Origin of the sequence: Janthinobacterium sp. 64 (genome assembly GCF_002813325.1) — a bacterium.
GTDB lineage: Bacteria > Pseudomonadota > Gammaproteobacteria > Burkholderiales > Burkholderiaceae_D > Janthinobacterium.
On sequence record NZ_PHUG01000001.1, the window covers coordinates 526418 to 540630 of the forward strand.

At 65.2% G+C, this 14213-nt stretch carries 8 protein-coding genes; 2 read left to right on the forward strand and 6 right to left on the reverse strand.

What is annotated here, in order from left to right; genetic code table 11:
• Positions 1-59 precede the first annotated feature (59 nt).
• From CLU91_RS02290 to CLU91_RS02315, 6 genes are read right to left on the reverse strand one after another with little or no spacing between them, the layout of a single operon-like run.
• Entirely contained in the window at positions 60-1847 is a 1788-nt protein-coding gene (locus CLU91_RS02290) for an MFS transporter (RefSeq protein WP_100872810.1), read from the reverse strand.
• Between the two features lie 36 nt (positions 1848-1883).
• The gene (locus CLU91_RS02295) at positions 1884-2978 is read right to left on the reverse strand and encodes an N-acetylglucosamine-6-phosphate deacetylase (protein WP_100872811.1); all 1095 of its coding nucleotides are present in this window, start codon (positions 2976-2978) and stop codon (positions 1884-1886) included.
• 3 nt (positions 2979-2981) lie between these two features.
• Positions 2982-3749 carry a DeoR family transcriptional regulator gene (locus CLU91_RS02300; protein WP_096235221.1) on the reverse strand — a complete coding sequence of 256 codons (768 nt, stop codon included), beginning with the start codon at positions 3747-3749 and terminating at the stop codon, positions 2982-2984.
• A 35-nt stretch (positions 3750-3784) separates the two neighbouring features.
• Entirely contained in the window at positions 3785-5128 is a 1344-nt protein-coding gene (locus CLU91_RS02305) for a D-tagatose-bisphosphate aldolase, class II, non-catalytic subunit (protein WP_198521425.1), read from the reverse strand.
• The gene (locus CLU91_RS02310; RefSeq protein ID WP_100876540.1) at positions 5128-6081 is read right to left on the reverse strand and encodes an ROK family protein; all 954 of its coding nucleotides are present in this window, start codon (positions 6079-6081) and stop codon (positions 5128-5130) included. Before CLU91_RS02310 ends, CLU91_RS02305 begins: the two co-directional genes overlap by 1 nt.
• The gene (locus tag CLU91_RS02315; RefSeq protein ID WP_100872812.1) at positions 6068-7204 is read right to left on the reverse strand and encodes an SIS domain-containing protein; all 1137 of its coding nucleotides are present in this window, start codon (positions 7202-7204) and stop codon (positions 6068-6070) included. Before CLU91_RS02315 ends, CLU91_RS02310 begins: the two co-directional genes overlap by 14 nt.
• A gap of 347 nt (positions 7205-7551) precedes the next feature.
• Here CLU91_RS02315 and CLU91_RS02320 point away from each other — a divergent pair, with 347 nt between their 5' ends.
• Positions 7552-10902: a TIM-barrel domain-containing protein gene (locus CLU91_RS02320; protein WP_100872813.1), complete on the forward strand. Its 3351-nt coding sequence runs from the start codon at positions 7552-7554 to the stop codon at positions 10900-10902.
• A 95-nt stretch (positions 10903-10997) separates the two neighbouring features.
• The gene (locus CLU91_RS02325) at positions 10998-13943 is read left to right on the forward strand and encodes a TonB-dependent receptor plug domain-containing protein (protein WP_100872814.1); all 2946 of its coding nucleotides are present in this window, start codon (positions 10998-11000) and stop codon (positions 13941-13943) included.
• Positions 13944-14213 lie beyond the last annotated feature (270 nt).

Consider the following 14213-nt stretch of genomic DNA (forward strand, 5'->3'; position numbering starts at 1 on the left):
ACAGCCCCGGATGGTGGGCCGGGGCTGGAAAGGAGACTGCTACAGTTGGTTACTCTGGCTTACTTGGCAAAGTGCGCTTCGATCTCTTCGAGCGTCTTGCCCTTGGTCTCGGGCAGCAGAAACGCGGCCGCCAGGAAATACAGCACGGTGCAGCCGGCGCCAAAGAAGAACAGGGTCGAATAGCCGTGCAAACCCACGGTCGGCAGGAAAATGGCGGCGATCACCGTCGAGACGAACTGGTTCACCAGCAGGGCAATGCTCATGCCGTTCGAGCGTATGCGCGTCGGCATCAGCTCGGACAGGGCCAGCCACACGCACACGCCCGGTCCCACGGCAAAGCTGGAAACGAACACGCAGATGGCGATGGCCACCAGCCAGCCGTGTGTGGACGAGGGCACGGGGCCCAGGCTGGCCTTCTCGATGCGCAGCGGCGCCTCGCGTCCGGCGGCCGGGTCGGCGAACGGGTTCAGGTGCAGCTTGCGGAAGAACACGCCGATCACGCTGTCAGGCTGCACGGCGTCGTCGCGCGCGATCGTCACCTGGCGCAGCACGGGATCGTCGCTGCGCAGGCTTTTCACGTTCGTGAAGGGGCCGTAGGCGTAGGCGATGGTCAGCTGCTGCGGCGTGCCGTCGGCCGCCGCGCCCAGGGCCGTCAAGGCGGCCGCATCGAGGTGCAGGCGCAGGCCGTCCGCTTGCACTTGCGCGGCGATGGCGGGGCGCACGTCGGCCAGGTGGGCTTCGGCGCCGCGGAACAGCAAGCCGGCCGCCAGTAGCGAGACGACGATGCCGCCCGTGCCCAGCATCAGCAGGAACTTGCGGCCCTTGCGGTCCACCAGCAGCACGGCCACCACGGTCATCACGGCGTTCAGCACTTTCAGCAGCACGTCGGCCATGTTGGCCGAGGCGCCCGACAGGCCCGCCTGGTTCAGGATATTGACGACATAGGCGAGGATGGAATTGATGCCCGTCGCCTGTGTGCAGGCGAGGATCAGGCACGCGAGCAGGAAGGGCAGCACGTAGCGGCGGCTCAGCAGCGGATCCTTCGCCTTGCCGCTGGCCTTGGCAGCGTTTTCGGGCGTATCCTGCATCTCGCGCAGCTCGATGTCGGCGGCGGCGGGCAAACGCGTGCGCAGCAGCGACTGGCGCGCCTGCTCGATGCGGCCCCGTTGCGCCAGCCAGCGCGGCGATTCTGCCAGCAGCAGGGCACCGACGGTAAACACCAGGCCCGGCGTCAGACAGACCCAGAAGATGCTGCGCCAGGCATGGTCCTTGGCCGTGAAGATGGCGGCGATGCGGTCCGCTTCCGGCAACGCTTGCGCCGCCTGCGTGGCCGTTTCCACCGTCTGCGCCTGCAGCAGACCGATCAGGGCGGCGGCCACCAAGCCGATGGTCAGCAGCAGCTGGAACAGGGCGGCGCCCCGTCCGCGCTGTTGCGCGGGCAGACATTCGGCCAAGTACAGGGGCACGACGACGCCGATCAAGCCGCCGCTGATGCCTTGCAGCAGGCGGCCCAGCAGCAGCGGCGTGTAGCCGTCGGCCAGGGCGATCAGCGGGATGCTGGCGCTGAACAGGGCGCCGGCCAGGAACATCACCCAGCGCCGGCCGACGAGATCGGCCAGGGCGCCGGCGAACAGCGACGACAGGACCGAACCCAATAGCACGGCGGCGACGATAAAGCTCAGCTGCTGGGCCGTCAGTTTCCAGGCCACCGAGGCCGTTGATTCCAGGTAGGGCAGGGCGCCGGCGATGATGCCGATGTCTATGCCGTACAGCAATCCCCCCATGCCGGCAATAAATAGCAGGTAGCGCATGGCCCACACGGGGGCCTTGTGTGACGTGTCGTGCATGGTAACTCCGGGACGGGGTTGAGGTTGGGGGATGGTCTAGCGGGTGGAAAGATCGATGGCCGCGCCTTCGACGAAGACGGATACTGGCTGTAATTGGGGATCGAGGACGACGATATCGGCCCAGGCGCCCGGCGCCAATCGGCCCCGTTCGGACTCGCCCAGGTAGTCGGCCGGGTACAGCGACAAGCGGTTCGAGGCGTCGGCCAGGTCCAGGCCCAGGTCGACGAAATTGCGCAGGGCCTGGTCCATGGTCAGCACGCTGCCGGCAAGCGAGCCCGTGGCCAGGCGCACGCAGCCCAGGCATTTGTAGACGCGCTGCGTGCCCAGGCCGTATTCGCCATCGGGCATGCCGGTGGCCGAGGTGGCGTCCGTCACGCCGTACAGGCGCGGAATGGCGCGCAGGGCTGCGCGCAGGGCGCCCTTGGCCACGTGCTGCAGGTCGGGGATGATTTCCGCGTATTCGGCGTGCGCCAGCGCCGCGCCCACCATGCCCGGATCGTAATGCGTCATGCCCGTCATGCCGTTGTACAGGTGGGTAAAGCCGGAAACGCCAGCCTTCAGGGCCGCCACCCCTTCGTCATACGTGCCGGCGCTGTGGCCGATCTGCACGCGGATGCCGATGTCCGCCAGTTGCGGGATCAGTTCCAGGTGGCCGGGGATTTCCGGCGCCATGGTGAGTACCTTGATGGGCGCGATGGCGTGAAAGCGCTGCACCAGCGCCAGGCTGGCCTGCACCACGTCGGGCGGCTGCGCGCCCAGGCGGTGCACATTCAAAAAAGGGCCTTCCAGGTGCACGCCCAGCATGCGCGCGCCGTTGGCGGGGCGCTCGGCGATGACGCCGGCCAGGCCTTGCAGGGCGTGCACGATCGACGGCTCTTTCGCCGTCAGGGTGGTGCCCAGCAGGGCTGTGGTGCCATGGCGCGCGTGCACCTGCGCCACGGTGGCGCCCGCGTTGCCGCCTTCCATGATGTCGACGCCAGCCGCGCCATGCACGTGCAGGTCGATGAAGCCGGGCAGGATGGTCAGCGCGCTGTCGGCGGCAGGGTCTTCTTGTATCTGGACGATGCGCTGGTCAAAGGTGATGGTGCCCGTGATCCAGCCAGATGGGGTAAGGATTCTGCCGCTCAGCATGTGTTATTCCGCTATAAAAAGTTCGATGCCCAGCTTTTGCAGCCCTTCGCGGTACTCCTGGCTGATGCTGGCATCGGTGATGACGGTATCGACGCGGTCCAGCTGCACGATGCGGTGCAGGCTGACGCGGCCGAACTTGGAGGCGTCCGTGAGGACGATGATTTTCTTGGCCCGTTCCACCATCTTGTGGTTCAGGCTTGCTTCCGCTTCGTGGTGGGTGGTCACGCCAAACTGCAGGTCGAAGCCGTCCACGCCCAGAAACAGCTTGTCGAAGCTGTACGCCTGCAAACAGGTTTCCGCCTGGCTGCCCTGGATCGACAGCGACTGCTTGCGCAGCAGGCCGCCCGTGAGGATCAAGTCCACGCCGGGCGCGTCGGCCAGTTCCCACGCGATGTTCAGGCCATTCGTGGCCACCGTCACGCCCGTCGCATCGCGCAAATGGCGCGCCAGCGAGATGGTGGTGGTGCCCGAGTCGATGATGATGTTGTCGCCCGGTTCCACCAGCCGCGCAGCATACGCGCCGATGCGCTCCTTCTGCTCGTGGTTGATGGCATCCTTCTGGCGTATCGTGTGTTCAAGCGGGGGAGTGCGCGTCAGGGTTGCGCCGCCGTGGCTGCGCGTGGCCATGCCTTGCGCTTCCAGCGCATTCAAGTCGCTGCGGATGGTGACCGCGGACACGCCGAGCTTTTCCACCAGATCGGTCACTTGCACCGAGCCCTGCTGGGTAAGCATGTGGAGGATGGATTCACGGCGTTGGCTGGTATTTCGCATGGTGGCGGGCTCGGTAAAAAGTGAAAATACCGAGCTTAACAGATTGCCGCTTCGGCAATGGTGGGGACTGCCGCATTGCGGTTGCAGGCACGCGCATATTGCGCCAGCAAGCTGCCGATCTTGTGCTCGATCAGGGCCGGCGCCTGCGCTGGCAGGCTGCCCTGCACCACGGCCAGGTACTGCTCCGGCAAATGCTGGCTCAGCAGCGGCAGCGGAATGGCGACCGTGTCCAGGTTGGCCAGCAGCTTGGCGACGGCGGCCGCCACTTCCGGCTCGCCCCAGTAATAGCGGCAACGGTCGCTCAAGCCGTAGCGGCGCATCAATCGCTGCTCGTCCGGCGTGCCCAGGTAATGCTTGATCCAGTGCTTCGGCTTGGCCACCATCACGTCGTCGAGCACCTGCATCAGTTGCGAGGTGGCGTGCGCCGGCAGCAGTTCCTGCTCGATCTGGCACAGGGCAAACAGCGCTTCGCGCAGGGCGAAGGTGGCGGCAGGACCCACTTTCAGGATGGCGAAATGGTCGCGCACCATGGCGTGCAGGGCGGACTCGCGCTGGTAGTCGGTGGAATGGGCTTCGAACACGAGGCCAGGCTGCTCGGCGACAAAGGCCGACAGCTCGGTGGCGGCATCGGCGTCGTAATGCTGGATGCTGCTCTGGTCGAAATCGACGCCAGGCTGCACCACCATGGCGATGACCCGGCGCCAGGCGCCATGCAGCTCGTTTTCCAGAAACGCGCGGCGGTGCACGTCGAGGGTGCGGCGCGCGGCCTGCGGACTGGTGACGGCGCCCGCCTGCGCCAGCGACGCTTCGCCGCCGGGAATCGGCACTTCCGTGCCGATCACGTAGACGGGCGGCGCGAAGCCGGCGGCAGCCGCCGCTTCCTCGGCCACGATGCACAGGCGCGCCGAACGGGCCGCCACGGTTTCATCGTCGAGCTGCAAGGGATCGTCGGCGCAGCGCATGCTGCAATCGAGGTGGATTTTATGGAAGCCGGCCGCCGCATACGCGGCGATCAGGGTTTCGGCGTGGGCCATCGCGGTGGCCGCATCGAGGTGCTGCCAGGCGTTCGGGCCCAGATGGTCGCCGCCCAGCACGAGGCGCTCGGTCGGGAAACCCTGTTCGCGGGCCAGTGCCAGCATGGTGTCGCGGAAAACGGCCGGCGTCATGCCCGTGTAGCCGCCGAACTGGTCGACCTGGTTCGACGTCGCCTCGACCAGCAGCACGGTGTCGTATTCGCTGGCCACGCGCATGGCGGCGCGCAGCACGCTCGGATGGCTGCAGCAGACGGCGTACAGTCCCACGCGCTCGCCGCGGCGGTGCGCCTTGATCACTTGCTGGATCGGGGACAGGGTAAAAGTCGGGTTTTCCACTTGCTTCATCATGTTGACGCCTTGGTATGTTGTCGTATCAAAAGGGCCGCGCCGCGCGCGCCGCCGGCGTCGCCAAAGCGGGGCGGCAGTATCGGCGGCACGTGCACGCCGGGGAATAGATGGCGTTTCACGGCGGCCGGCAGCTTGTCGTACAGGTGCGGCAGCTTGGACAAGCCGCCGCCAAGCACGATCACGTGCGGGTCGTAGGCCAGCACCAGACCGGCCAGCGCGTGGCCCAGCACGTCGAGGTGCACGGCCACCGTGCGCTGGGCCACGGCGTCACCGATGTTGGCGCGCGCCACGATCGCCAGCGGCTCGGCGCCGTCGCCGCCAAAGTGCGCGTGGAGTTTGCGCATGGCGGGGCCGGAGACATAGCGCTCCAGGCAGCCCGCCTTGCCGCACGGGCAGGCGTAACCGGCCAGGCCATGCTGCGCCAGCAGGGTGGCGGGCAGGCTCCAGTGGCCCCATTCGCCGGCCACGCCGTTAAAGCCGCGCAGCAGCTGGCCGCCCACGCAATAGCCGCCGCCGGCGCCCGTGCCGAGGATGGCGCCGAACATGCTGGCGGCATTGTCGGCCGCGCCGCCTTGCGCTTCCGACAGGGCGAAGCACTGGCAATCGTTGCCGATGGCGACAGGGCGCTGCAAGGCTTGCTGCAACGTTTGCGCCACCAGGCGGCCGTTCAGGGCGGGCACGTTGGAACTGAGCTGTCGGCCGCTGGCGCTGTCGATCACGCCGGGCAAGCCGATGCCGACGGGCGCCGTCGTGCCCAGCGCCGCGTCGCCGCGCGCCACCAGGTCGACGATGGCTTGCACGAAGGCGTTGAAATCGTCGCCGGGCGTGGCCACCCGTTCGCGGAACACTTCCGCCAGCGCGCCATCGCGGTCGGCAAACGCGACCAGCTCGATCTTGCTGCCGCCGATGTCGATGCCGTGGTAGCCGGCGGTGGGATTAGAATTGGTCATGGCCATAGATGGTGACGCCCTGCACGACACGGTTGACGATGCCGCCGGCGAATGGATTGTCGGGGCGCAGTTGCAGCAGTGCGGACTGGTGTAGCGCATATTGCTGCGCCATCAGCAGCCACAGCGGGGCCAGCCAGGCGTCGAGCCATGCCGGCGCATCGGCAGAGAGGTCACCGCCGATACCGACGGTCAGACACGTCTGCGCCACGCTGTCGCGCTGCAGTTCTTTCAATAGGTCGTCCTCGTACTGGCGCGCCAGCGGCTTGCTGCTGCGCAGCAGGATCACCAAGGACTCCGTGGTGACGGCCGATTTCGGGCCGTGGCGGAAACCCAGCGCGGTATTGGCCATCGCCATCACCCGGCCGCCCGTCAATTCCAGGATTTTCAGGGCTGCTTCCTTGGCCAGCGCTTCCAGCGGGCCGCTGCCCAGGTACACGACGCGCTGCACGGGTGTCGAACCCAGGTCCGCCACGGGCGCCGACCAGTCGCGCAAGGCTTGTTCACCCAGCTGCGCCAGGGTGTCCAGGCGAGACAGATCCGTGTCCTTGCCCAGTACCGACAGGGCCGCCAGCAGCATGCTGCTGAAACTGCTGGTCATGGCGAAGCCGCGGTCGCAGCTGCCTTCCGGCATCAGCAGGTTGTAGGTGTTGGCATCGTTCGCGCCCTGGCGCGCCAGCTTGCCGTCCGCATTGCAGGTGATGTTCAAAAAGCGCGCGCCGGGCACGACCTGGCGCAGCAGTTCCACGGCCGCCAGGCTTTCCGGGCTGTCGCCGCTGCGGGCAAACGAGACCAGCAGGGTGGGCGCGTCCGCTTCCAGGTACAGCTCATGGTGCGTCAGCAAGGTCGTGGTGGCGATGGCGCGGATTTGCGCGGGCCAGGCCGCATTCAAGGTGTCGGCGACGATTTCGCCCACATAGGCCGAGCTGCCGGCGCCCGTCAGGATGACGCGTTGTTGCGGATTGGACAGCGCGTCGCCCAGGAAGGCGGCCAGCGCTGCTTGTTCATTGCGCAAGATGCCGGCCAGCGCGCGCCAGATGGCTGGCTGGTGGGCGATTTCCTCGGCCGTGTGCAGGCCGCCGATGTCGCGCCAGGTTTGAATGTCACGCTGAAGAAGGGTAGTCATGAGAGCTCAGTAAAGTGTTTGTTGGAGAAAGCATAAATACTAAATTTCGAAAAGTCAAATACGAAAGTAAAACGAAAGTAAATAGTTGGATGGCTTGCGAAATAATGTCGTTTTATCCCCATCCAATCGTGTTGCAGTGCCGCATGAAACCGTGTGCTGCTGCGGCCTGTCGCTGAAATGCGACGATAACGAAAGTATGTTTTGTGACTTTTTGGTGAAACGTAAGAAAAATGCGCCAATTCTGGGCATTTTATTAATAAATTGTCGCTTTATCTTTCTTTTGATTGACGATATTTATTTTTCTTCTTAAAGTATTTCCATCACTTCGATTTTCTGAAAGCCGCCAGATGAAACCTCTCCCGCTTCCCCGCCGCGCCCTTGCCGCCTGTGTCCTGGCCGCCCTTGCCACCCTGGCCGCGCCGGGCGCGCAGGCCGCGCCTGTCGGCAATCTGCAGTCGCTGTCCGCCGTGCACGCGGCCGACGTGGACAAGAGCGAGGCACTGGGCTGGGATCTGCGCAGCGATACGGGCATGCAGCTGCGTATCAGCCTGCCGCAGGCGGACGTGCTGCGCATCCAGGCGGGCGGCAAGGGCGGCTTGACGGGGCCAGGCGACAAAGCCGCGCCCATCGTCGTGGGCCAGCCGGCCGCACAGGTGGCGTACCAGATCCATGAACAGCCCGACCATATCCTGATCACTACCGAAGCCCTGAGCCTGCGCATCGACCGCAAACCACTGCGCTTTACCTTGTACCGCAAGGGCGATGCGGCGCCGCTGTGGCGCGAGGTGCAGCCGCTGTCGCTCGACGACAAGCAGGGCGTGCAGGTGCTATCGAGCCTGCCGGGCGAGCGTTATTTTGGTGGCGGCCAGCAGAATGGCCGCTTCGAATTCAAGGGCAAGCAGGTGCCCGTGTCGTATTCGGGCGGCTGGGAAGAGGGCGACCGCCCGAATCCCGCGCCATTCCTCATGAGTTCACGGGGATGGGGCATGCTGCGCAATACCTGGTCCGACGGGAACTACGATTTGCGCGATGCGCAGCAGATCTCGCTGCAGCATGCGGAAGGGCGCTTCGATGCGTATTTCTTCGTCGGCAAGGACTTGCGCGACGTCGTCGCCCGCTACACGGACTTGACGGGCCGCGCGCGCATGCTGCCCCGCTGGGCGCTGGAATACGGCGACGCCGATTGCTACAACGATGGCGACAACGTGAAAAAGCCCGGTTCCGTGCCTAAGGGATGGAGCGATGGTCCTACGGGCAAGACGCCGGACGTGGTGGAGACCGTGGCGCGCCAGTACCGCGAACACGACATGCCGGGCGGCTGGATATTGCCCAACGACGGCTACGGCTGCGGCTACGCGAATTTGCCGGAAACGGTGAAGGGCCTGGCCGGCTATGGCTTTCGCACGGGCCTGTGGACGGAAAACGGCGTCGACAAGATCGCCTGGGAAGTGGGCCAGGCGGGCAGCCGCGTGCAAAAGCTCGACGTGGCATGGACGGGCAAGGGCTACCAGTTCGCCATGGACGCGAACAAGTCGGCCTACGACGGCATCCTGAATAACTCGGACAGCCGGCCGTTTTTGTGGACGGTGATGGGCTGGGCCGGCATCCAGCGCTACGCCGTGGCGTGGACGGGCGACCAGAGCGCCAGCTGGGATTACATCCGCTGGCACATCCCGACCCTGATCGGCTCGGGCCTGTCCGGCCAGGCGTATGCATCGGGCGACGTGGATGCCATCTTCGGCGGCAGTCCGGAAACCTATCTGCGCGACTTGCAGTGGAAAAGCTTTACGCCAGTCCTGATGGGCATGTCCGGCTGGGCCGCGGCCGAGCGCAAGCATCCGTGGTGGTTCGACGAGCCGTACCGCGACATCAACCGCCGCTATCTGAAGCTCAAGATGCGCCTCACCCCCTATATGTATACGCTGGTGCGCGAAGCGGAACAATCTGGCGCGCCGCTGGTGCGCGGCCTGATGTGGGATTACCCGCAAGACCCGGCCGCCTATACGGAAGCGTATAAATATCAATTTCTGCTGGGCCGCGACGTGCTGGTGGCGCCCGTTTATCGCAGCCAGGCCGTCAGCGGCGGCTGGCGCAAGGGCATCCACCTGCCGCAAGGCACGTGGTACGACTACTGGGATGGCCGCCAGGCCACGGCCGACGCGAAGGGACGCGACCTGGACAGGCAGGTGACCTTGGACAAGTTGCCGGTTTTTGTCCGCGCCGGCGCCATCCTGCCCATGTATCCGGAAATGCTGTACGACGGCCAGAAGCCGAAGGACCAGCTGACCCTCGATATCTACCCGCACGGCGATTCCCACTACACCTTGTATGAAGACGATGGCAACACGCGCCAGTACCAGGGCGGCGCCTTCAGCCAGCAAGTCATCCGCATGCGCCAGACGGGCGGCGACGTGCAGGTCGATATCGGCGCCGTCGATGGCCAGTACCAGGGCCAGGAAGCGCGCCGTGGCTATGCGCTGCGCATGCTGGCGGGCCAGGCTCCGGCCACCGTGCGGGCTGGCGAACGGCTGATCACGGCATCGGCCGAGCGCGCCGCCTACGACAGCGCAAGCGAGGGCTGGTTCTTCGATGCAGCCGACCGCCAGGGCACCCTGCACGTGAAAGTGGCGGCGCAGGATATCCGCCAGGCCTTGACTTTGCAGGTCGCCGGCGCGCTGGCCGTGGCACGCACGGATGCCGACTTCCCGGCCGCCCCCGCGCCGGGCCGCGCCTTGCCGGCCGACGCCATGCAGGTGGTGGCGCGTCCTGCCGAAGAAAACGGCTATCCGCTGGAAAACGCCTTTGATGGCAAGCCGGAGACGTGGTTCCGCACCGTGCGCAGCCCGTCCGTGAAAAGCGGCCCGCACGAATGGGTGATCGGCTTTACGGAGCGCCGGCTGATCGACGGCATCGAACTGGCGCCGCGCAACGATCAGCACTGGAAACACGGCCAGGTGCGCGATTACGAAATCTACATCGGCGACAACAACGGCGAGTGGGGCGCGGCGCTGGCGCGCGGCACCCTCAAACTGCAGGAAGGCACGCAGACGATCAACTTCCCCGCCACGGCCGGGCGCTTGCTGCGCTTCCGCGTCATGAGCACGCAAAATCCGCAAGGCGATGGCGCCGCGTCCCTGGATCCGATGGTGACGGCGGCGCAAGGTGCGCCGGTGGCGCGTGCGTACGACGCGGCGCTGGCCACCGACGTGGCGCCCGTCACCCTGTCCGCCTTCCGCGTGCTCGAACATCGCGTGGCCGAAGGCGAGGAGGTGCAGCGCTATCTGTCGGACCTGGCGCTGCCGAAGCATATCGGACGCGACCGGCCGGCCGGCAAGGCGGCCGAGATGCGCATGAACGGGCTGTGGTTCCGCAAGGGCCTCGGCGTGGGACCGGCCAGCCGCATCGACTTGCAGCTGGCCGGCAACTGGAATCTGCTGCGCGCCGACCTGGGCGTGGACGATAGCTGCCGCAGCGCGGGCGGCTTGCAATTCCAGGTCTGGAGCGGTGAGCGGCTGCTGTATGACAGCGGCCTGGTCACGGCTCCCGGGGTGGTCAAACCCGAAATCGACGTGCGCGGCCTGAGCCAGCTCAGTTTGCGCACCCTGGGCGCGCGCGGCGCCCACCCGGCCCAGGTGTGCGGCAACTGGGCCAACGCCGTGCTGACCGGCACGGAAGGCGCGACAGTCAAGCAGCGCTAAGCAATCAATCATTTCACTAAAAAGAGCCCCTCTTCGGACCGGGGAGGGATTCTTGCAGCCTTGCGAAAACAAATCACTTATAAAAGGAGTTGGGAATGCACTTGAAAAAACTGATGGCCGCCATGGTGGCGGTAGGGTTGGCCTCGACGGCGCTGGCAGCGGAGGAGGAGAAACTGCAGCGTGTCGAAGTGACGGGATCGAGCCTGAAGCGCATCAACGCGGAGACGGCGTCGCCGGTGCAGGTGATCAACGCCAAGCAGATCGAAAACATGGGCGCGCTCACCTTGCTGCAAGTGCTCGACAACCTGCCTGCCGCCCGCCCGGCGCAGCAGGATTTCCGCTCGATGTTCACCGGTTCCGATGGCGGCTCGCAAGCGAACTTGCGCGGCCTGGGCGCGCAGGGCACGCTGGTGCTCTTGAATGGCCGTCGCCTGTCATTCTACGGTGCGCCGGCCGGCTTCCAGACCATGTTCGTCAATATCGACGCCATTCCCGCCGCCGCCATCGAGCGCATGGAGATTTTGACGGATGGCGCGTCGGCCGTGTATGGCTCCGATGCCGTGGCCGGCGTCATCAACGTGATCACCAAAAAATCGTATCAAGGCCTGGAAGCGCGCGCCAACGGCGAGTTTTCGCCCAGCGTGAAAGCCTATGGCGAACGCCAGGCCAGCGTGCTGTATGGCCTGGGCGACCTGGCCAGCGACGGCTACAACATCTATGGTTCCGTCAACGTCTACCAGCGCGACCGCATCGCGCTGGCCGACACCTGGCAAAAGCGTCCTGCGTATTTTTATGCGAACAATCCGAATTTCATCCCGAACATGCGCGTGGGCGTGGGCAGCGAACCGGGCACGGTGAATCCCGGGACCTTCTTTGTCTTCGACAAGGCGAAGAACAATGCGCGCACCCAGCGCGCCGCGCCCGGCTGCAACACCAGCATCACCGAGGCGTCGGGTAGTCGCTGCGTGTGGAATGCGCTGCCCAACCAGCTCGACACGGGACCTACCTCGGAGCGCGCCACGGCTTACCTGAGCGGCCGGCTGAAACTCGGTGGCGACATGGAAGCGTTCGCGGAAGGCGCTTTCACCCACATCAAGATGCGCGGCGAGAATGGCCCGTCCAGCTTCAACAGCGGCAGCACGAACAACTGGTTCGCGCGCAATACGGGCAATACGCTGAACACCTTCGCCACGCCGTTCCTCAGTCCCAACAACGTCTACCTGAAGGGCAAACTCGATGCCGACATGGTAGCCAGGATGGGCGGCGCGGCCGGCTTGAACTACCTGCTGCAGGATGCACAAGGCCACTTCGGCCAGAAGAATGTCGATGAAAACTACCGCGCGCTCGTCGGCCTGCGCGGCAGCATCGGCGGCGGCTGGGATTTTGAAACGGCGCTCAGCGTGGCGGGCAGCCATTCGACCCTGTTCCAGACGGCGAACATCAACATCTTGGGCTTCGAGCAGGCGTTCGGGCCGTTCACGAAAGACCCCGTCAGCGGCCGCACGTATATCTCGGACAATCCCGCCTACAAGTTCGGCGAAATCAGCGAGGCCAACGCGGCGCTGGTGCGCACCGCCTATCCGACGTTTGCCATCGAATCCTGGACCAAACTGATGACCTGGGACGCGAAAGTCGAAGGTACCCTGTTCAAGCTGGGCGAGCGCGAAGTGCGCGCCGCCGTGGGCACCAACATCATGCGCGAGAGTTTTCTCACGCCCGGCAACACCGATGCCGCCAATGGCCTGATCACGCAGCAGGGCGGTTCCTGGTTCGATGGCAAGCGCACCATCGCCGCCGTGTTTGGCGAAGTGGTGGTGCCACTCAGCGACACACTGGAAGTCAATGCGGCCGCGCGCCTGGACAAATACCCGCATTTCTCCGCCAACCTGGCGCCCAAGCTGGGCGTGATCTGGCGCGCGCGGCCCGACCTGATGCTGCGCGGGACGTATTCGGAAGGCTTCCGCGCGCCCAACCTGGCCGAATCGGGCACGGGCGGCGTCTTTGCACAGGTGGGCGGCATCCGCGACACGGTGCGCTGCGATGAAACGAATGCCATGGCGCGCGCCTTGCTGAAGTCAAAAGTGGCGACGGATGCGGACCTGGGCAAGAGCCTGCTCAATTCGAACTGCTCCACGACGGTGGGCGGCCTGACGCCGCCGAACCAGAATCTGCGTCCGGAAAAGGCGAAGATATCGACCGTGGGCCTGGTGCTGCAGCCGGCCAAGGACGTGAGCATTTCCATCGATTACTGGTTCATCAACCGCCGCGACGAAATCGTGCGCCAGGACTTCAACGAGCTGTTTACGGAACTGGTGGACAAGCACGGTCCGACCCTGGCCGGCACATCGAGCGCCATCCGCAACGACCTGACCGATACGGACCGGGCCAACGTGGCGGCGGTGGCAGCCATGTGCGCCAATCCCGCCAACGCTGGCGTGTGCGCGGGCGGCGCGCCTGGCTACTCGGTGGGCAACCTGGGCGGCTTGATCAACTCGTATTCGAACCGCGGCCGCACCCTGATGGACGGCGTGGACATCGACGCGCGCACGCGCTTTGCGCTCGGCGACTGGGGCAAGCTGAGTACCGGCATCGCCGCCACCATCCGCAAGCGCGACACTCACGACAGCGAAGACGGCAGCGACATCAAGGGCAATACCGTCGGCTACTACGATTCGCCGCGCTACCGCGCCACGGTCAACGCCGACTGGAGCTACCGCAACTTCGTCAGCAGCGTGTTCGTCAACTACTCGGGCAAGACGCGCTGGGCGTATGGCCCCTGGGACAAGGACAACACGCCGGAAAACTGCACCGCCGCCTCGGTATCGCTGCCGGCCGGCCAGTGCAAGGGCGCGCCGTCGTACACGACGGTCAACCTGGCCTTCAGCTGGAAGCCGGTGAAGAACCTGGACGTGGGCCTGAACGTGAAAAACGCGTTCAACAAGCGGCCATACTACGATCCGAACGGCTGGGAAGGCTACAACCATAGCCAGGACCTGTTCGGCCGCCAGTTTGCGCTCTCGGCCAGCTACAAGTTCTTTTAAGCCGTGACCTTGCCCCGGCCCGCCAGCCAGCATGGTGGCGGGCCGCGGTATTACCCGGAAAAAGAAAAGACAATATTCCGAAATGTACAATTCGAAAGATAAACGCAAGTGAAAGCAGCGCATCATGGCTGCTTTCGCGTTTTTCTCTGGGGATTTTTGGGCCATTTCGCCGTTCCTGCTCACCTCCTTGCCTGCGCGTGTATCTGTCATACCACGGTAACGAAAGTTATCTTCCGCTACGCTGATTTAAACGAAAGATAAATCGCATTT

Coding starts and splice junctions, on each gene's coding strand:
- CLU91_RS02290 (WP_100872810.1), bottom strand. CDS start 1,847: ATGCACGACACGTCACACAAGGCCCCCGTGTGGGCCATGCGCTACCTG.
- CLU91_RS02315 (WP_100872812.1), bottom strand. CDS start 7,204: ATGACTACCCTTCTTCAGCGTGACATTCAAACCTGGCGCGACATCGGC.
- CLU91_RS02310 (WP_100876540.1), bottom strand. CDS start 6,081: ATGACCAATTCTAATCCCACCGCCGGCTACCACGGCATCGACATCGGC.
- CLU91_RS02325 (WP_100872814.1), top strand. CDS start 10,998: ATGCACTTGAAAAAACTGATGGCCGCCATGGTGGCGGTAGGGTTGGCC.
- CLU91_RS02320 (WP_100872813.1), top strand. CDS start 7,552: ATGAAACCTCTCCCGCTTCCCCGCCGCGCCCTTGCCGCCTGTGTCCTG.
- CLU91_RS02295 (WP_100872811.1), bottom strand. CDS start 2,978: ATGCTGAGCGGCAGAATCCTTACCCCATCTGGCTGGATCACGGGCACC.
- CLU91_RS02305 (WP_198521425.1), bottom strand. CDS start 5,128: ATGAAGCAAGTGGAAAACCCGACTTTTACCCTGTCCCCGATCCAGCAA.
- CLU91_RS02300 (WP_096235221.1), bottom strand. CDS start 3,749: ATGCGAAATACCAGCCAACGCCGTGAATCCATCCTCCACATGCTTACC.